General features: G+C 59.4%; 17 protein-coding genes. 7 read left to right on the top strand and 10 right to left on the bottom strand.

The annotated features are described in order from the left end of the window. Positions 1–147: 147 nt before the first annotated feature. The gene (locus AC6CHO_RS02865; RefSeq protein ID WP_498213569.1) at positions 148–579 is read right to left on the bottom strand and encodes a PLD nuclease N-terminal domain-containing protein; all 432 of its coding nucleotides are present in this window, start codon (positions 577–579) and stop codon (positions 148–150) included. A 53-nt stretch (positions 580–632) separates the two neighbouring features. On the opposite strand from AC6CHO_RS02865, the gene AC6CHO_RS02860 reads away from it, so the two are divergent. Continuing rightward, on the top strand, positions 633–923 hold the full coding sequence (locus AC6CHO_RS02860) for a DUF4229 domain-containing protein (protein ID WP_498213567.1): 291 nt from the start codon (positions 633–635) through the stop codon (positions 921–923). A 109-nt stretch (positions 924–1,032) separates the two neighbouring features. Here AC6CHO_RS02860 and AC6CHO_RS02855 read toward each other — a convergent pair whose 3' ends face one another. The 3 genes from AC6CHO_RS02855 to AC6CHO_RS02845 form a co-directional block, all read right to left on the bottom strand. Further along, positions 1,033–1,917, bottom strand: coding sequence for a 1,4-dihydroxy-2-naphthoate polyprenyltransferase (locus tag AC6CHO_RS02855; RefSeq protein WP_498213565.1), 885 nt, complete (start codon positions 1,915–1,917; stop codon positions 1,033–1,035). Positions 1,918–1,993: 76 nt separating this feature from the next. Continuing rightward, positions 1,994–3,121 (bottom strand): AMP-binding protein, encoded by a 1,128-nt coding sequence (locus tag AC6CHO_RS02850; RefSeq protein ID WP_060702326.1) that lies wholly within the window; start codon positions 3,119–3,121, stop codon positions 1,994–1,996. A gap of 28 nt (positions 3,122–3,149) precedes the next feature. Further along, positions 3,150–4,112, bottom strand: coding sequence for a 1,4-dihydroxy-2-naphthoyl-CoA synthase (locus tag AC6CHO_RS02845; RefSeq protein WP_498213563.1), 963 nt, complete (start codon positions 4,110–4,112; stop codon positions 3,150–3,152). A 137-nt stretch (positions 4,113–4,249) separates the two neighbouring features. Between AC6CHO_RS02845 and AC6CHO_RS02840 the strand changes: the two genes are divergently transcribed. Genes AC6CHO_RS02840 through AC6CHO_RS02830 form a run of 3 tightly spaced genes read left to right on the top strand, consistent with a single transcriptional unit; the run spans position 4,250 to position 7,145 of the window. Beyond that, positions 4,250–5,473, top strand: a complete 1,224-nt coding sequence (locus tag AC6CHO_RS02840; RefSeq protein WP_498213561.1) for a thiolase family protein — start codon at positions 4,250–4,252, stop codon at positions 5,471–5,473. Positions 5,474–5,475: 2 nt separating this feature from the next. Continuing rightward, positions 5,476–6,270: an enoyl-CoA hydratase/isomerase family protein gene (locus AC6CHO_RS02835; protein ID WP_498213559.1), complete on the top strand. Its 795-nt coding sequence runs from the start codon at positions 5,476–5,478 to the stop codon at positions 6,268–6,270. Between the two features lie 2 nt (positions 6,271–6,272). Next, positions 6,273–7,145 carry a 3-hydroxyacyl-CoA dehydrogenase family protein gene (locus tag AC6CHO_RS02830; protein ID WP_498213557.1) on the top strand — a complete coding sequence of 291 codons (873 nt, stop codon included), beginning with the start codon at positions 6,273–6,275 and terminating at the stop codon, positions 7,143–7,145. Positions 7,146–7,225: 80 nt separating this feature from the next. On the opposite strand, the gene AC6CHO_RS02825 is transcribed toward AC6CHO_RS02830, so the two are convergent. After that, positions 7,226–8,128 (bottom strand): serine protein kinase RIO, encoded by a 903-nt coding sequence (locus AC6CHO_RS02825; RefSeq protein WP_498213555.1) that lies wholly within the window; start codon positions 8,126–8,128, stop codon positions 7,226–7,228. A 140-nt stretch (positions 8,129–8,268) separates the two neighbouring features. Here AC6CHO_RS02825 and AC6CHO_RS02820 point away from each other — a divergent pair, with 140 nt between their 5' ends. The 3 genes from AC6CHO_RS02820 (at position 8,269) to AC6CHO_RS02810 (ending at position 13,369) form a co-directional block, all read left to right on the top strand. After that, positions 8,269–8,991, top strand: a complete 723-nt coding sequence (locus AC6CHO_RS02820) for a tyrosine-protein phosphatase (protein WP_498213553.1) — start codon at positions 8,269–8,271, stop codon at positions 8,989–8,991. Between the two features lie 143 nt (positions 8,992–9,134). Continuing rightward, positions 9,135–11,258 carry a phenylacetic acid degradation bifunctional protein PaaZ gene (paaZ, locus tag AC6CHO_RS02815; RefSeq protein WP_498213551.1) on the top strand — a complete coding sequence of 708 codons (2,124 nt, stop codon included), beginning with the start codon at positions 9,135–9,137 and terminating at the stop codon, positions 11,256–11,258. Positions 11,259–11,584: 326 nt separating this feature from the next. Further along, the gene (locus AC6CHO_RS02810; RefSeq protein ID WP_498213549.1) at positions 11,585–13,369 is read left to right on the top strand and encodes a carbohydrate-binding module family 20 domain-containing protein; all 1,785 of its coding nucleotides are present in this window, start codon (positions 11,585–11,587) and stop codon (positions 13,367–13,369) included. A gap of 52 nt (positions 13,370–13,421) precedes the next feature. Here the strand turns inward: AC6CHO_RS02810 and AC6CHO_RS02805 are convergent, their stop codons facing one another. The 5 genes from AC6CHO_RS02805 to AC6CHO_RS02785 form a co-directional block, all read right to left on the bottom strand. Beyond that, entirely contained in the window at positions 13,422–14,162 is a 741-nt protein-coding gene (locus tag AC6CHO_RS02805) for a hypothetical protein (protein ID WP_498213547.1), read from the bottom strand. 192 nt (positions 14,163–14,354) lie between these two features. After that, the gene (locus tag AC6CHO_RS02800; protein WP_498213545.1) at positions 14,355–14,972 is read right to left on the bottom strand and encodes a TetR/AcrR family transcriptional regulator; all 618 of its coding nucleotides are present in this window, start codon (positions 14,970–14,972) and stop codon (positions 14,355–14,357) included. 32 nt (positions 14,973–15,004) lie between these two features. Then, a complete protein-coding gene (locus AC6CHO_RS02795; RefSeq protein WP_498213543.1) occupies positions 15,005–16,324 on the bottom strand; it encodes a phenylacetate--CoA ligase family protein in 1,320 nt (439 codons plus the stop codon). Positions 16,325–16,361: 37 nt separating this feature from the next. Further along, the gene (locus AC6CHO_RS02790) at positions 16,362–16,802 is read right to left on the bottom strand and encodes a hotdog fold thioesterase (protein ID WP_060703449.1); all 441 of its coding nucleotides are present in this window, start codon (positions 16,800–16,802) and stop codon (positions 16,362–16,364) included. Positions 16,803–16,916: 114 nt separating this feature from the next. Continuing rightward, on the bottom strand, positions 16,917–17,930 hold the full coding sequence (locus AC6CHO_RS02785; RefSeq protein WP_498213540.1) for a GNAT family N-acetyltransferase: 1,014 nt from the start codon (positions 17,928–17,930) through the stop codon (positions 16,917–16,919). Positions 17,931–17,934: the final 4 nt, after the last annotated feature.

Raw genomic sequence — 17,934 nt, 5'->3', positions numbered from 1 at the left:
TGGCGCAAAGCGGCTGTGCCAGGGCCGTCAAGCATCCATCGCTCGTGGGTACATGAAAGCCCCGGCGTTCCCCTTCACAAGATCAGTGAGCGGGGGTCGGCACGGGGCTTGAGGCTGGTTGTGCTGGGAAGCGGCTGGAGCTGGATTCTAGGCCTTGGAATCAGGAGCGTCGCTGTCGGTGTCCTCGGGCTTCTCAGGAGCTGCTGAGCCGGTGTCCTCTGGCTTCGACGGCGAATCGGAGCTCTTCGGATCCTTGGCCTGGGATTTGAGTTCTTGCTCACGGGCCTTCGACTCTTCTTCTCGCTGCTGCTGTCGTCGCCAGACTTCGAGTTGGCGCAAGAAATCCTCATCGTCATCCGGTGCCGTCTGGTGTGCCGATGGCTGATTGCCGGTGTTCACGGGACGCCCCAAAACGAACCACAAAATGGCACCGACCAGTGGAAGGATGATGATCACCACGAACCATGCTGACTTTGGCAAGGACCGCACGAGATGCTTCTGCGCGCGGCTGCATTCGATCAACGTGTAAATCATCAAGGCGACCGAAACTACTGCTGCGAATATAAGGAGGCGGACCATGATTCCATTCTAGTGATAATCCGGCTCACAGCTTCATCGGTAGACTTGAAGTTATGCAGTTTCTGAAATATACAGTTCTTCGTCTGGGCATATTCTGCGCAGTGTTCCTGGGCTTGTGGCTTGGCCTGAGCTGGCCAATCTTCATCGCCGGAATTATTGGCCTGATTTTCGCCTTTGCCATTGCCTACCTTTTCTTTAACAATCTTCGGCTCAAAGCCAACGAAGATGTGCGCAATGCTTTTAATAAGACCACTGCGAACAAGAGCAGCAAACAGCTGGCGGAAGAAGCCATCGAGGACGAATTCGATGAGTCCCGGCGCAAGACGCAGCCACCTGCCGAGTAAAATCCACCGAGCGCTTCTGCCGGCAACGAAAAAGCCTTGGCTTGCCAGTACCAATTCAATGGACTGACAAGCCAAGGCTTTTTCTATGATCTATGGCCTTCTGTGTTGCTTAGAACCAAACGCCAAGAATGATCGCCAGGGCAAACAACACAGCGTACACCATGTTCAGCATGCCCGTTTGCTTCAGGACCTGAACCAGTTTAGGAAGTTCGTGCTCGCGCAGCATGAGCATGGAAGGTGAAATCGCCGGGATGAAGGTGATCAGCACCAGCCACAGCCACGGGAACGTTCCGGTTGCCAAAAGCGGCAACAAGATCGCTATGGCCAACATCAGGACGTAGCTCAGGCGTGCATTGCTTTCGCCAAGACGTACCGCAAGAGTAATTTTCCCAACCTCTTTATCGGTGGGAATATCACGGACGTTATTGGCCATGAGCAGTGCGCAGCCAATCAATCCCGTGCCGATTGCACCCCACAGCGAGGTCAGGGTCAGTTCGTTGATCTGCGTGAACGTCGTACCCAAGGTCGCGACCAAGCCGAAGAAGATGAAGACGTAAATATCTCCCAGTCCACGGTAGCCGTAGGGATTTTTGCCACCGGTGTAGCCCCACGCGGCAAAGATCGCGGCGACACCGACAAGCAGCAACGGCCATGACGACGAGACAACGACAAGAATCAATCCGCAGATTGCTGCCAGGCCAAAGCAGCCGAAGGCAACATTGCGCACATTTTTCGGATCGGTGAGCTTGGAACCGGTGAGGCGCAATGGGCCAACCCGGTCATCATCAGTGCCTCGGATGCCGTCGGAATAGTCGTTGGAGTAGTTCACGCCAACTTGCAGCAACAAGCCAACCAGCAAGGCCAGGACAAAACGGAACCAATGAATGGTTCCGGTTTCGCCCAGTGCAGCCGCAGTGCCGATGACTACCGGGGCAATGACGATAGGCAAGGTGCGCAGACGTGCACCGGAAACCCATTGGGAAAGTGTGGCCACTTTCAGTCCTTTCAGGGCAAGAGAAAAACTCGTACCCTCTAGTTTCCCGCGATCATGCGGGTATGGCGAATCGAGGCTAGTCCCGAACTGCCAATTCATCAATGATCAAGCGACGGTTGAACTTGCCGTTGGGCAGCAATGGCAGGCCCTGCGGGTAGTGGCGCACATGCTTTGGAACTGCTTCCTTGCCTAGCGTACGGCGTACCGCGTCAAAGGCTTCATCGGTCTTGGTGGGGCCAGAGTAGGCCAGGCCAACGCTTTGGCCCCACTGCGAATCCGGCACCGAAACAACCAAGGTCTGGGTGAAGAATTCCTCCAGCAAACCCTCGATTTTTGATGCTGAAAGCTTGATTCCGCCGGTGTTGATCACGTCGTCAACGCGGCCGACAATGCTCAGCCGTTGCCCCTGGACACTGCCCAAATCATCGGTAACGTACCAGCGGCGGCCATCGCGCTCGACAAAGTGTTCTGCCGTGGCCTCAGGAGCATTGGCATAGCCATCGGCCAGCATCGGGCCAGAAACCCAGATGCGGGAATCATGCTCGGCCAGCTGAACTCCGGGAAGAGCTGTGCCGTTATAGACCAGTCCGCCCGAAGTTTCCGAGGAACCATAGGTCTGGAAGATCTTCAGCCCGTGGTGACGGGAACGCACCAGCAAGTCCTTGCTGGCTCGCGCCCCGCCCAGCAAGATGGCATCAAAACGCTTGAGCGCCTGCAAGGTGGCAGGGTCCGGATTATCAAGCAATCGCGCCAGTTGGGTAGGCACCAGGGAGGTGAGCCGATGAGTTTCCACCATCTGGCCGGCGGCCTGCGTGAACGCGGTAGCCGAAAAGCTGCCATCCAAGTCCATGATCACCGGTTTGGTGCCAGCGAAGAGGGACCTGGTCAGCACGCTGAGCCCAGCGACATAGTGCACCGGTAAGGCCAACAGCCATTGGCCTTCGAAACCGAGATATTCGGCGGTCGCCTGGGCACTGGAAGCCAGGGCTTCCACGCTGAGTACCGTGCGCTTGGCCCGCCCGGTTGATCCAGAAGTGCGCACCACGGCCATGGGCTGCTCGAATCCTGGCAGATCTTCTGCCCCGAGATACTCGATGCGCCAGCCAGCGCTGCTGGTGTCATCGGCGATGACCTCGACCGCAGGACCATTGTCATTGGCAGCGCCAGCCAAGGCCGTGAGCAGTTCCTGATGCAGTGCGTCCATGTAGTAGTCCTTTTGCCGGTGCCGCCGCTTAGAAGTAGTAGGGGTAATCGGACCAGTCAGGGTCGCGCTTGCCCAAGAACGCGTCGCGTCCTTCCACTGCTTCATCGGTCATGTAGGCCATGCGGGTGGCTTCGCCGGCGAAGACCTGCTGGCCGGCCAGGCCATCATCGGCCAGGTTGAAGGCGAACTTGAGCATGCGAATGGCCTGCGGGGACTGCTTGGCAATGTCTGCCGCGTATTCCAGGGCCACTTCTTCCAGGCGCTCATGTTCTACGGATTCGTTGACCGCACCCATGCGAACCATGTCGTCTGCGGAGTATTCGCGGGCGAGGAAGAAAATTTCGCGCGCAGTCTTCTGCCCAACCTGGCGGGCGAGCAAGGCCGAACCATACCCGGCATCGAAGGAACCAACGGTGGCATCAGTCTGCTTGAACTTGCCGTTTTCCTTCGAAGCGATGGTCAGGTCCGACACGACGTGCAGCGAGTGCCCGCCACCGGCAGCCCAGCCGTTGACAACGCAGAGGACGACCTTTGGCATGGTGCGCATCAACCGCTGCACCTCAAGAATATGCAGTCGTCCGGCGCGGGCGGGGTCGATGGATTCGCGGGTCTCGCCCTCTGCATAGCGGTAGCCGTCGCGGCCGCGGATGCGCTGGTCTCCGCCGGAGCAGAAGGCATGGCCGCCATCCTTGGGCGAAGGGCCGTTGCCGGTGAGCAGGATCGTGGCGACATTGCTGGTCATGCGTGCGTGATCCATGGCGCGGTAGAGCTCGTCCACAGTGTGCGGCCGGAAAGCGTTGCGTACCTCGGGGCGATCAAAGGCGATGCGCACCGTTGGCAGATCGCGCACGATGTTGCCCAGTTCATCGCGTTCCACCTGGCGATGGTAGGTGATGTCGGTGAAGTCGAATCCCTCAATCACTCGCCAACGCGTGGGATCGAATACGTCGGAAACCTTCTGGGGCAATGCGGAATTATTCTGGCTACTCACCCTATGAATGCTAGTCGGTTTCCGTCCGATCTCTAAGAATCTGGAAATTGCTGGGGCCGATGACTTTATTATTGAACGAATGGTCGGTAAGTTTAGGTGTTGAGGATCACTGAACAGTTTTTGCGCAAGGAGTACAAATGACTGAAGCATTTCTCGTCGGCGGGACACGTACCCCGGTGGGCCGTTATGGGGGAGCACTCAGCGCTGTGCGCCCCGATGACCTGGCCGCCCTGGCCATTCGCAGCCTCATCCAGGATTCTGGGATCGACCCGGCCGCGGTTGATGAAGTGATCCTCGGAAACGCCAACGGCGCTGGTGAAGAGAACCGCAATGTTGCCCGCATGGCGGCCTTGCTGGCGGGTCTGCCAGTGAGCGTGCCCGGTATTACCGTTAACCGCTTGTGCGCTTCGGGCATGAGCGCCATCACCATGGCCAGCCACATGGTCAAAGCCGGAGCCGCGGATGTTGTCATTGCCGGCGGCGTCGAGTCCATGTCCCGAGCCCCATGGGTGATGGAAAAGCCGGATAAGCCATTTGCCAAGCCCGGAGCCGTCTTCGACACCTCCATCGGCTGGCGCTTCACCAACCCGCAATTCCTCTCCGGCGAGCTATCCCGGGACGGCAAAACGACCTTCTCCATGCCGGAGACCGCAGAAGAAGTAGCCCGCGTCTACGGCATCTCCCGCGAGGATTGCGACCAATTTGCCGTCGAATCCCACGCCAAAGCCATGGCAGCTATCGAAGAGGGGCGCTTCCGCGACGAAATTGTGCCCGTGGCGGTCAAGCATCGCAAGGGCGAAACCATCGTGGATACCGATGAAGGGCCGCGCCCGGGAACCAGCATGGATGTTCTCTCCGGATTGCGTCCGGTGGTTGCAGGCGGCCACGTTGTCACCGCGGGAAACGCCTCGTCGCTCAACGATGGCGCCTCTGCCATTTTGGTGGTTTCCGAAAGGGCCCTGAAGAAGTACGCGCTGACTGCGCGGGCCCGCATCATAGATGGCCAAACCGCAGGACTGGAACCAGAGATCATGGGCATGGGGCCGGTGCCAGCCACCCGCAAGGTGCTCGACCGTGCCGGACTTTCGATCGGCGAGATCGGAGCCATGGAAATCAACGAGGCCTTCGCCAGCCAGTCCTTGGCCAGCATGCGCGAACTCGGGGTAGACCCGCAGATTGTCAACCGCGATGGTGGAGCCATCGCGCTGGGCCATCCGCTGGGCTCAAGCGGTTCGCGCATCGTGATCACGCTGCTGGGCCGCATGGAGCGCGAGCTGGCAACAACTGGGCGCAAGCTCGGGGTGGCCACCATGTGCGTCGGAGTTGGCCAGGGCTCGGCAATTCTGCTGGAAGGCGCGTAAGCATGGATAGCACCGCTGAACAATTTGACACCCTGCAGGTGGCCGAGGGCGACGACCGGCTCTGGGTGCGCCTGAACCGCCCCGAAGTGCGCAATGCCATCGACCAGAAAATGGTGGACGAGCTGCATGCCGTATGCACCTATCTGGAGAGGAACCCGAAGATCCTGATCCTGGCCGGAACCGCCAGCCAGCCACCGAGCCAAGAGCATCCCAAGGGCAACAAAGGGATTTTTGCCTCGGGAGCCGATATCTCGCAATTGCGCGAACGCCGGCGCGAAGACGCGCTCGCCGGGATCAACTCCGGAATTTTCGATCGCATCGCCAAGCTGCCCATGCCCGTGATCGCAGCCATGGACGGTTTTGCCCTGGGCGGTGGCGCCGAGCTGGCCTACGCAGCTGACTTCCGCATCGGCACCCCCGAGCTGCGCATGGGGAACCCCGAAACCAATCTGGGCATCATGGCTGCCGCCGGCGCAACCTGGCGGCTCAAGGAACTGGTCGGCGAACCGCTGGCCAAGGAAATCCTGATGGCCGGCAAGGTGCTCACCGGCGAGCAATGCCTGGCCGCTGGGCTGGTGACCGAACTGCATCCGGCCACGGAACTTGAGCCCGCGGCCAATGCGCTGGCCGATCGCATCGCGGCCCAAGACCCGTTGGCCGTGCGCATCACCAAATCCGTGTTCCATGCCCCGCGCGAAGTGCACCCGGTCATTGACACCCTGGCCCAGGGAATGCTCTTTGAATCCCAAGCCAAGTTTGATCGCATGCAAGCCTTCCTTGATCGAAAGAAGAAGTAACTATGAGTGCAACAAGCAATAGCGCCACCGGCAACTTGCCGCAGCGCTGCGGAGTGCTTGGCGGCGGGCGCATGGGCGCCGGCATTGCCCACGCCCTGCTCATGGGCGGCAGCACCGTGGTCGTCGTTGAGCGCGATGAGGCTTCGGCACAGGCAGCCTGCGAGCGGGTCGCAGAATCAGTGGATCGCTCCATCGCCCGCGGGCTGGCGAGCGAAGCCAAGGGCGAAATCATGCAACGCTTCTTGGTCAGCACCGACTACCAGCAGTTCGCCACGGCGCAATTGGTGATCGAGGCGGTGCCGGAAATCTGGGAGCTGAAGGTGTCTTCATTGCAGACGGTGGAGCGGGTGCTGGATGCGGAGGCAGTGCTGGCCTCCAACACCTCCTCCTTGTCGGTGAGCGGGCTGGCCAAGGAGCTGGCACGCCCAGCCAAGTTCCTCGGGCTGCATTTCTTCAACCCCGTTCCGGCCTCAACGCTGATCGAAGTGGTGATTGGGCAGGAAACCGGCAAGGATCTGGTCGAAGCATCCCGCGGTTGGGTGCAAGCCCTGGGCAAGACCCCCGTCGTCGTCAATGACGCTCCGGGTTTTGCCTCATCGCGCCTGGGCGTGGCCATCGCGCTGGAGGCCATGCGCATGGTTGAAGAAGGTGTGGCGAGCGCGGAGGACATCGATAATGCCATGGTGCTGGGCTACAAGCATCCAACCGGCCCGTTGAAGACCACGGACATTGTCGGACTGGATGTTCGCCTGGGAATTGCCGAATACCTGCACGAAACGCTGGGCGAGCGCTTTGCGCCACCGCAGATCCTCAAGGACATGGTGGCCCAGGGCAAGCTGGGTCGAAAGAGCGGCCAGGGATTCTATTCCTGGTAGGACTCGCCAAGCCGAGCCCCTGAAACGCCGCAGTCCCCGCCGGTCACGCGACCGGCGGGGACTGCGGCGTTTCAGGGCGGTTAGAACAGGTGGCCCAGCAGCGAGGCAAAAAGCTCATCGGGATCGCGGGGCAGCCCCTTGGAGGAGAACCACTCGCAAAGATTGACGCAGTCGCGATGCAAGAAGTCCATTCCCTGCGGGTTGCCGGCCAGATCCACGCACTGCGGAACGTCGATGACCACCAGGCGCTCGCCGGAAACCAGGAGGTTGTAGGCCGACAAGTCGCCGTGGGCCACTCCCAGGCCGGCGAACTTTTCCAGGGCCTCGCTGAGCTGCTCCCACAGCGAGGGCAACCGCGGGTCAAAGCGCGTGAGCTGCTGGAGGCGAGGCGCGGCAGCCAACGGATTATCCGGGTCCGCAATGAATTCCATCAGGATTTCAGTGCCGTCAATCTGGACCGGATACGGGACCGGAATGCCCGCCTCGTAGCAGCGCAACAGGTAGGCCCATTCTGCGTTGGCCCACTGCAAGGCGGCGATGTCGCGGCCGTACGCGGAGTTGTTGCGAATGGCTCGATTGTCACGGGATCGACGCGCTGATCGGCCATCGCTGTAGGCCTGCGATCGACTGAATTGCAGGCGGTCCCGCGAGCGGTAGCGTTTTGCGGCCAGCAGGCTTGTTCGCCCGCCGATGGCGCGTTCGAGCAGGAAGACATCACCCTCCTTGCCCGTTTTGAGAATGCCCAGTTCGGTGTCCATGGCACCGGCATCCTCGATCAGCCACAGGGGATAGGGCTGCGGACCGCGAAAGCCCTTCTCGACAAAAGGCCACGTGGAATAGCGCTGGCCGGCAGGCGGCTCGTCAATGGCCGACTCTTTCCAGACGGGCTTGTGCCTGTGGAATTTGAGTTGCGTGTCAGGATCTGCGGATTCAGGAGTAATCAGCCGCGAGCTGGTGGATGGGTCTCCAGCAGGAAAATGCATTGGGAAAAGTCCTTAGAAAAAGGGAAAAATGACCGGGAACGGCGGTAGGCAATCATCGTTACCCCTCCTTCAATAGACTGGTTGGCGTTTACCAATGACTAGAACTCTACAACAGCGAATCAATATGTTGCAATGGGGGAATGAACCAGAGCCTGAACTACCAAAAGCAAACCGGGGATTTGCCGTGGGCAGGGGCCGTGAACGCACGGCATATTTGTGGCGCCTTCTACCGCATGGGGCGCCATGAGTGGCTGAGCGCGGAAGGCTGGCGCCAAATGCAGGGTGATGGCATCACCAAGGTCATTGACCTGCGCAATCCAAGCGAGATTCATCGGCGCGAACATGATCCGGAGGTTCCGGACGCCAGTCTTGCCGGCATTGAACTTGTGAACTTGCCGCTGGAAACACCGGGCAATCAGCGGTTTGAATCGATGGCCGTGCCATATATGAATCACACGGGCATGTATCAGCTGGTCTGCGAGGAATTCGGCAGCCAGCTGCGTGCGGTATTCGAGGACTTGGCGAAATCGCAGGGCGCTACGGTCATCCATTGCTCGGCAGGCCGTGACCGCTCGGGGCTGATCGCCACGCTGTTGCTGGACCTGGCCGGACTGGCGGATCGCATTCTCGTGCACGACGAGCTGGCGGTGCGGGGCATTAATGAATGGCACCGGGTCTCTGGGCGAAAGCATCCCTACGAGAGCTATCGCACCGAGGAAGAACTGCGGGAAATCATCAGCGAGCGTGCTGAGGCACTGGAGGATTTTTGCGCCTGGATCGGTTCAGCGCGCACTTATCTGCTGGCCCAAGGCATGGAAGCTGGCGATCTCGAGCGCCTGCGTTCACTGGCGGCACAGCGCTGATTCGCTGCAGGTATTGCCCTCATTGCGCGGTTGGAGTTTGGGTTCAGGATCCCAAAATCGCCAATTGCGGGTGTCCTTGGTCACGCTCTTCCTGATATGGTTAATATTAATACTGACCGACCGTTCAGGAAGGAATTGTGTCAATGTCGACAAAACAGATCAGCGTAGTGCCCAGCTTCATCGCGGGAAAATGGTGGACTCCCGAATCCGGAGGCGGAACGGAGGTTCGTGACGCCAACACGGGGGAACTGCTTGCCTCGGTTACCAATGACAAATTGGATGTGGCAGCAGCGGTCGCCTATGGACGCGGTACCGGGCAACAGGAGCTGGCCAAGCTGACATTGCATGAGCGCGCGCTGAAGCTCAAGGAGCTGGCGCTGTATCTGAATGAACGGCGCAAGGATCTTTACGAGATTTCGTTCAAAACCGGGGCCACGAAGATCGATTCCATGGTGGACATCGATGGCGGCATCGGGGTGCTCTTCACCTTTTCCTCCAAGGGCCGCCGCGAATTGCCCAACAGCAACGTCATCCTCGACGGTCCCACGGAACCGCTAAGCAAAGACGGCTCCTTTATCGGCACGCATATCTACACTGCGATGAGTGGTGTGGTGGTGCAGGTCAACGCGTTCAACTTCCCTGTTTGGGGCATGCTTGAAAAGTTTGCGCCGGCCTTTATCGCAGGCGTTCCCACCATTGTTAAACCTGCAACTCCCACTGGCTACCTCGCTGAGGCCGCTGTCCGCATGATGCTGGAATCCGGCATCCTTCCCGAAGGCTCCCTGCAGCTGCTTTCGGGTTCGGCCAGGGACATCATGGATCATCTCGACTACCGCGACATGTTCGCCTTCACCGGCTCGGCGGCCACCGCAAGCAAGTTGAAATCCCATCCCAATGTCATCGACGGGGGAGTGCGATTTGCGGCAGAAACCGACTCGCTCAACGCGGCTATCCTTGGGCCTGACGCGCAGGAGGGAAGCCCGGAATTCGAAGCATTTATCAAGGCAGTCGTCACGGAGATGACCTCCAAAGCTGGCCAGAAATGCACCGCCATCCGCCGAAATATTGTTCCCTCCCACCTCGTCGATCCGGTTATCGCAGGCATTGGCCAGCGAATTGACGAGCGAGTTGTTATCGGCGATCCGCGCGTCGATGGCGTGACCATGGGCGCCCTCGCGTCATTGGAACAGCTAGCCGATGTGCGCTCAGCCGTTCAAGACATGATCGACGCCGGTGGCGAGCTGGCCTATGGGCGCCTGGAAGCCCCGGCGGTGCGCGTGGCTCCGGAGCAAGACGCCGTGGCGGAAGCCGGTGCCTTCATGTCGCCGGTAATTCTTCGCTGGGACGACGCCCGCAACCCATTGGTCCACTCCCGTGAAGCTTTTGGCCCGGTCAGCTCCGTCATTGGCTACGAAAATCTTGAGGAAGCGGTCCAACTGGCCGCGATGGGCTCCGGCTCGCTGGTGGCCACAGTGTGCAGCAATGATGCCGATATCGTGCGTTCGCTGGCTCTGGGCATCGCTGCCCACCATGGCCGCGTGCATATCCTGAACCGGGAAACCGCACGTTCAACCACCGGCCATGGCTCACCAGTGCCTCACCTTGTGCATGGCGGCCCGGGCCGTGCCGGCGGCGGGGAAGAGCTCGGCGGAATCCGGTCGGTCAAGCACCATATGCAGCGCACTGCGGTGCAGGGATCGCCGAATATGCTCACTGCCCTGAGCGGGGTGTGGCATGCAGGGGCTGAGCAGAGCCTGGCGGGATGCGAAAAATTTGGTGGCGATGCCAAGAATACCCACCCATTTCGCAAGTCGCTGGCTGAGCTGCGCATAGGAGACGGGTTCGCCTCGGACCTTCGTGTTGTGAATTTGGAGGACATCAGCGAATTCGCACAGAAGACCGGCGATACGTTCTATGCGCACACCGATGCGAAGGCCGCCGAATTGAATCCGTTCTTCCCGGGCATCGTGGCCCACGGGTATCTCCTGGTCTCTTGGGCTGCTGGCCTTTTCGTTGAGCCGGCTCCGGGGCCGGTGCTGGCCAACTACGGTTTGGAGTCATTGCGCTTCATCACGCCGGTGGCTGCGGGAGACTCCATCCGCGTGACGCTCACGGCCAAGAAGATCACTCCTCGCGTCACCGACGAATACGGTGAAGTCGCCTGGGAAGCCATCTTGCATAACCAGAACGGTGAAATTGTTGCGACCTACGATGTCTTGACCTTGGTGGAGAAAGAAAACCTCACCTACGCCAACTTCGGAGTCTAAGAACCGATCCGTTCAGGGGTGGATGCCGCGAATGCGGCGTCCACCCTTTTTTGTGCCTCAATGCGAGCACCGGGTCTTCAAACAGCTATGTAAGCGTTTCCATTTTAGAGAAGATTTTGAGTGTGGCCGGAAAATTTTATGGCAATTTATCCTTTTGATTTCGCGGATTTAATGTGTTTACAGAAATTTACTTGTTGGTAAGGCATCAGAAAACGCTTACAGTTATGTCGCAGGTCACACGTTGTTGGGGAGCGTGTGGTTGAGCGATCTCGGCGCAGTGGCGTCGATGGATCGCAGCCCATTCATCACTTCAAAGGAGCTTTTCTGTGGGACTTTTGCCATCACGTGCCAAATCAACAAAACGCCGGATCGGCGCTGGAAGGGCCAAACCAGTCGCGGCCCTAGGCGCTTCGCTGGCCCTGCTCGCCGCGCCGTTGTTCACGGTGCCAGCCCAGGCCGCCACCCCATCCAATGACGGGAAAGACGTCATCCTCAACCTCTTCCAATGGAACTGGAATTCAGTGGCTCAGGAATGCCAGTCCACCATCGGCCCGGCAGGTTTCGGCTATGTCCAGGTTTCCCCTCCGGCAGAGCACGTGCGTGGCACGGCATGGTGGACCTCCTACCAGCCGGTGAGCTACAAAGTGGACTCCAAGCTCGGCAACCGCGAGGAATTCTCCGCCATGGTGAATAGCTGCAACGACGCTGGCGTCAAAGTCATCGCCGACGCGGTGGTCAACCACATGGCTGGCGCCGGCCAAGCCGGCACCGGCACCGCTGGCTCGCCCTTCTCCGAGGATCATTTCCCCGAGTACTCGGCCCAGGACTTTAATGATTGCCGCACCAACATCACCAACTACGCTGACCGCTGGCAAGTACAGCATTGCCGCCTGGTAGGCCTCCAGGATCTGAAGACCTCCAGCAGCTACGTCCAGCAGAACATCGCCGACTACCTGGATGATCTCGTTTCGCTCGGCGTCTCCGGCTTCCGCATCGACGCCTCGAAGCACATCCCGGCAACAGACCTGGAAGCCATCAAATCAAAGATGAAGAACTCCGGTGCCTACTGGGTGCACGAAGTCATCGGCGCCTCGGGAGAGCCAATCCAGGAAAGCGAATACCTGGGCAGCGGCGACTCCCACGAATTCGACTATTCCCGCCAGCTCAAGCACGACTTCGACGCGCAGATCGCCAACTTGCGCTTCATCGGCGATGGCAAGCTCGCTAGCGACCGCGCCGGAGTTTTCGTCACCAACCACGACACCGAGCGCAATGGCGAATCCATGAACTACAAGTGGGGCGCCAAGTACCTGCTGGCCAACGTCTTCATGCTCTCCTGGCCGTATGGGTCGCCCACGGTCTACTCGGGCTTCACCTTCACCGACAAGGAAGCTGGCGCTCCCGGAGCGGGCGATTCCTCGGTGCCAAATGCGAACTGCGATTCTTCGTCCTGGACTTGTGAGCAGCGGAAAGATGAAATCACCGGCATGGTCGGCTTCAACAACGCTGTGGGCGACGCAGCGGTGAGCAACTGGTGGGATGACGGAAGCAACCAGATAGCCTACGGGCGGGGGAACAAGGGCTTTGTAGCTCTCAACAACACCGGGGCAGCCGCCACCCGCGAATACACCAGCACCCTGGCGGCTGGAACCTACTGCGATGTGGTGGGTGCAGGAGACTGCTCGAAGACCATCACGGTGGGAGCGGACGGTAAATTCACGGCCACCCTGCCTGCCTACGGCGCTGTGGCACTGCATATCGGAGCCCTTGCCGATGGTTCCGGCGGCGGATCGCCAACGCCGGATCCAGTGGAAGACACCGCCGATGTCAGCGTGGCCGTGACCGCAGAGACCACGATGGGACAGAACATCCGCATAGTTGGCAACCAGCCAGAACTAGGCAGCTGGGATCCTGCCAAGGCTGTGCAGCTGTCGCCGGCGAACTACCCCAGCTGGACCGGAACGGCAGATCTTCCTGCCGGGACCCAGTTTGAATACAAGTACATCAAGTACGACCAGAGCGGCAATGCCGTATGGGAATCAGGGAGCAACCGCACCGCCACCGTGCAAGCCGACGGATCCTTGAACCTGACTGACAGCTGGCGCAACTAGCAACAAAAAAGTGTTCCCGCTCCAAAATGGTGCGGGAACACGTTGCCTTCAGTTATTTTTCGGTTTCAGCGTTCATCTTGTCCAAGGTCGCCTGCTTCGCTTTTTGCAAGGCAAGCTCTTCCTCACTCAGCTCCACCTGCACGGGCTCAGACCCTGCCGCAGGCAAAGTGCGCCACAGGAAGAAGCCGTACGCTGCGGCCAGGGCAATGAACACGTAGAGGCCAAGCATGCCAAGCATTGGCGAAATCACGAAGTAGATCACCAGATCGGCAATGGCCGCAAGGGCTAGCAGCAGCCAGCCTTCACGCACGCCACGGGCGATCATGACGAAGGAAGCGAAAATAGCGGCGTCAGCGAAGTACATGACCCAGACTTCTGGCGTAGCGCTCAGGAAGCCGGAGTTGAACAGGAAGGGGCCAAAGCGGAGGGCCACAAGCAAGATCAAGCCCGCGATCATGCCGACGGCTGACCAGCTGGTGATGGACGTCTTGGTGACCTCGCGACTGAACTTGCCGGTGAGCTTGAATTGCGAAAATCGCCAAAGGCCAAACATCGGCAGCAGCAGCAGCGGGATTGCGTAGATCAGCCCCAAGAGATCAAACTGCAACGCGGAAATCATCGGGCCGACAAAAACCGAGAGGATCAGGGTCCACCAGCCCAAATCATTGCGATGCGCAAGCAGGATTGCGGAGACGAAAACTAGCAGCATGCTAGCGGCAGACAGCAGGATCTGAACGTAGGAACTACCGCTGTCAGCAGTAGCCATGAACAGGGTTTCTAAGATGGAATCCACGGTGCTCTTCACTCGATCGATTGGCAACGACTGGTGCACAAGGCACCCCTTCGATGCTAACGGTGAATCCTGTGAGCCAAAGAATTACAGAAGGTTGGATGCGCCACAAGACCTGAGCTCATGCCGCCAGCAATGCCCAATGAGGCTCCCTGCCGAAAGCAGGGAGCCTCATTGGAGGGATTCAAAACTGGCCTACTTCACTACCATGTGCAAACCGTGGAAGAGCAGCGAGACGGCCTGTTCTTCCAACGCCGAAGCTTCGAGCGGTCCATCAACGCGGTACCAGTCCACGATCGAATTAATTGTTCCGAACAGGAGGCGGGCGGTGGAACGCGGCTCAAGATCATCTCGAAGCTTGCCGTCGCTTTGCGCGGCCGTGACCAGCTCGGCAAGCTGGCGGTCCATCGCACGGCGGCGTTCCAAAGCCTGGCGTTCCAGCTCGGTATTGCCCCGCAAGCGCAAGAGCAGGGTTACATAGGGGCGCTTTTCGATCAAAATGCGGATCGTCGAGCGCAGGAAAAATTCCAGGCGCTCATCGGCACTGCCCTCGTGCGCGCGCACCTCGGTGTTGACCGCTTCCAGGGGGATTAGTGCCGCGTCCAACGCCAGCCGCAGCAAGTCCTCCTTTGACGGAACATGATGATAAATCGCGGACTTGCTGATGCCCAAGCGGTCGGCGAGCTTGCCCATCGAGGTCGCGTCATAGCCATATTCATTAAAAGCCTCGACGGCAATTCTCAATACGGCGTCCTGGTCGTACCCGGGGCGCCCGCGTTTCACCGGGCGGCTGGCAGTGTCGGTAGTGTCCATGATGAATCGATTATTCCATGTCCCTGCGCGTATTACTGATTGCGCAGGTCATAGATCCTCTTGAGCTTGCCCATGGATCGCTCTAGCGATTCGGGCTCAACAACATCGATGGCGCAGGAAGAACCAACATGGATCTTGATGAGTTTCGCCAGTTCCTTCCCGGCATGTTGCGCCTGCTCTGCTGACGCATCCGTGCGGCGCTCCACCTTCACCGCCAACTGGTCCATCCGGCCTGGGCGTGAGAGGACAAGCTGGAAATGCGGGGAGAGGCCCGGAACCTTGAGGATCAGCTCTTCGATCTGGCTCGGGAAGAGGTTGACCCCGCGAAGAATAATCATGTCATCGCTGCGTCCGGTGATGCGTCCCATGCGGCGGTGGCCAGGTCGGGCACTGCCTGGCATGAGGCGAGTCAGGTCATGGGTGCGGTAGCGAATAATTGGCAGAGCCTGCTTGGTCAACGAGGTGAATACCAGCTCGCCATGTTCGCCGTCACCCAGAACCTTGCTGGAGTCGAAGGCATCAATGATTTCTGGACGGAAGTGGTCTTCCCAGATGTGGCTGCCGTCTTTGCGCTCATTTGATTCGCCGGCCACGCCGGGACCCATCACCTCGGAGAGCCCATAGATGTCGCAGGCATCGATGTTGAACATCTCTTCGAGCTCATGGCGCATCTCCTCGGTCCATGGCTCTGCGCCGAGGACGGCGACCTTCAGCGAGGTGCTGCGCGGGTCCAGGCCCATGCGCTGCATGGCATCGCCGATAGTCAGCAGGTAGGTGGGAGTGCAAAGGATCGCGTCCGGGGCAAAATCCTGGATCAGCGAAATCTGCTTATCGGTTTGACCGCCAGACATCGGGATGACCGTGGCACCCAGGCGTTCGGCAGCGGCGTGGGCGCCTAGACCGCCAGTGAACAGGCCGTAGCCATAGGCGTTGTGAACCTTCCAGCCAGGCTTGACTCCCGAAAGCCGAAGGCATCGCGCACCGAGCTTCGCCCAGTCCGCCAGGTCCTGCTGGGTGTAGCCGACCACGGTTGGTTTTCCAGTGGTACCGGAGGAGGCGTGGATTCTGGAGACCTCGTGCTGGGGCACGGCAAACATGCCAAAGGGGTAGGTCTTGCGCAGGTCCTCTTTGTCCGTGAACGGGAAGAGCGCAAGGTCGCCAAGCTCCTTGAGATCCTCCGGATGGACCCCGGCAGCGTCGTATTTTTCCTTGTAGTGCGGAACATTCGCATAGGCGTGGTGCAGCGTTTCCTTGAGCCGCTCAAGCTGGATGGCTTCGATCTGGTCGCGGCTCATGGTCTCTTCGGGATCGAGAGGATTCGGAAGTGCATCGCGGCTGGGTGTCTGAGACATGCTGAAACTTTCGTGAGAAGTGAATGAGGGAGCGGCCTTAGCTGGGCTTCGGGACGGTGCGGGAACGTCCACGGAATTCGGCAACCACTTCCAAGGCGCCGTCACTTGATTCTTGGGTCACCGTAATGTCATAGACCCCGCTACGCCCTTGTTGCGAGACCAATTTGCCGGTGGCGGTGAGTGTTCGTCCCGGAATTGCAGGCCGCAGGAAGTTGATATCTGCTCCGGAGGCTACGGTGATGCTCTGATCGGATCCTTCTGCTGGATTGCAGCTCAGTGCGAAGGCCGTGTCGGCTAAGGCGAAGATCATTCCGCCGTGCCCGATGCCGAATCCGTTGAGCATTTCAGGGCGCAGTTCCATGCTGATGACAGCGTGCCCTTCGCGAACTTCGATGACATTGATGCCCATCCATTGGGTCGCATAGTCATTGCGCAGTATGGCGTGGGGTACCGGTTCTTCTACCTGTGTGTTGGTCATCATTGTCCTTCGCCCATTTATTTACCGAACGATCATTAGGTAATAACATAATGTGAGCTAAGTCAAGTTTTCCGGCGGCAATCGGTGAACTATTGCGGAGCGCAGATGCCGGAATTAAGGGGCGAAGAGCTTTTGATGCAATTCGAGGATGAAGGGTTCCTTGATGCGGTTGTAATCCATGACCAGCGCATTCTCTCCCTGCTCGGCCAGCAGTTGCGCTGCTGCCTGTCGCTTGATCTGCGCATAAGCCTGGCGGTCAGCAGCATCCAGTTTTAGATGCTCGCGGAACAGCATCATGCGCAAATACTCAGGGCTGCCTGCGGGGAAAACATGGACATTGGCGTCCATGCGCCCACTGGCGGCGGGCGGCTTGAACATGCGGTGCGCATACCAACCGGGTTCGCGATGCCAAAACACCAAGCCCGCTTGCTCCAGCGCTGGAGCGTAGCTTGATTCATCGTTGGCATCGGGGACCAGCAAGGCGATATCAATGATGGGCTTGGCAGGAAGACCCGGGACCGAAGTGGAACCGGTGTGCTCAATGGCCAGCGCTTGAGGCCCTAGCGCCATGCTGATTTGCTCGCAGAGTTCCTGGAAGTCGTGCGGCCAGCTCGGCGAGGGTTCCTCGATGCGAATATTTCCCCGGGTCAGCTGCCCGTTGACCGGCTCATATTCCGGATCTTCCTCGGGCTGGCTAGCCAGCAGCGGCAAATAGGGCAAGGTGCACAAGTATCGCGCAACACCGGGCCAGCGCGGATCTCCTGCCGAATTGGAGATCACGCAGCCCAGGGCGCGGTAAAAATCGATGGCGTCATCATCCGTGGTGGCCCACAGATTCTTGCGATGCAGGGCGCGAAGTTCTTCGAGCAGCGCTCGTCCCAAACCGCGATGCTGGAATTCAGGGAGAACGGCAAGATATTCCAGGCACAGCGAATACTGATCACTGTGCCGATACGCTGCCAGCGCTGCGACGTCGCCCTCCTTGGTGAAGTGAGCGAATACCGGGAGGTTCTCGCATTCATCCAGGAGGTCTTGCAGGCCTTGTTCTCCGACAGGACCGGCGGCCAGCACCAGCAACCGGAGCACCGACGTATCGCCGCGGTGGTCCTTGATGTCGATATGGCGCATGGCC

It is taken from the genome of Glutamicibacter sp. GQ173, from assembly GCF_059759215.1.
This window is presented reverse-complemented; position numbering and strand designations above follow the sequence as displayed.

Bases quoted from the DNA above. Each gene is read 5' to 3' on its own strand.
- AC6CHO_RS02865 (WP_498213569.1), bottom strand. From the start codon at position 579: ATGGTCCGCCTCCTTATATTCGCAGCAGTAGTTTCGGTCGCCTTGATG.
- AC6CHO_RS02860 (WP_498213567.1), top strand. From the start codon at position 633: ATGCAGTTTCTGAAATATACAGTTCTTCGTCTGGGCATATTCTGCGCA.
- AC6CHO_RS02850 (WP_060702326.1), bottom strand. From the start codon at position 3,121: ATGGACGCACTGCATCAGGAACTGCTCACGGCCTTGGCTGGCGCTGCC.
- AC6CHO_RS02840 (WP_498213561.1), top strand. From the start codon at position 4,250: ATGACTGAAGCATTTCTCGTCGGCGGGACACGTACCCCGGTGGGCCGT.
- AC6CHO_RS02835 (WP_498213559.1), top strand. From the start codon at position 5,476: ATGGATAGCACCGCTGAACAATTTGACACCCTGCAGGTGGCCGAGGGC.
- AC6CHO_RS02830 (WP_498213557.1), top strand. From the start codon at position 6,273: ATGAGTGCAACAAGCAATAGCGCCACCGGCAACTTGCCGCAGCGCTGC.
- AC6CHO_RS02825 (WP_498213555.1), bottom strand. From the start codon at position 8,128: ATGCATTTTCCTGCTGGAGACCCATCCACCAGCTCGCGGCTGATTACT.
- AC6CHO_RS02820 (WP_498213553.1), top strand. From the start codon at position 8,269: ATGAACCAGAGCCTGAACTACCAAAAGCAAACCGGGGATTTGCCGTGG.
- paaZ (WP_498213551.1), top strand. From the start codon at position 9,135: ATGTCGACAAAACAGATCAGCGTAGTGCCCAGCTTCATCGCGGGAAAA.
- AC6CHO_RS02800 (WP_498213545.1), bottom strand. From the start codon at position 14,972: ATGGACACTACCGACACTGCCAGCCGCCCGGTGAAACGCGGGCGCCCC.
- AC6CHO_RS02795 (WP_498213543.1), bottom strand. From the start codon at position 16,324: ATGTCTCAGACACCCAGCCGCGATGCACTTCCGAATCCTCTCGATCCC.
- AC6CHO_RS02790 (WP_060703449.1), bottom strand. From the start codon at position 16,802: ATGACCAACACACAGGTAGAAGAACCGGTACCCCACGCCATACTGCGC.
- AC6CHO_RS02785 (WP_498213540.1), bottom strand. From the start codon at position 17,930: ATGCGCCATATCGACATCAAGGACCACCGCGGCGATACGTCGGTGCTC.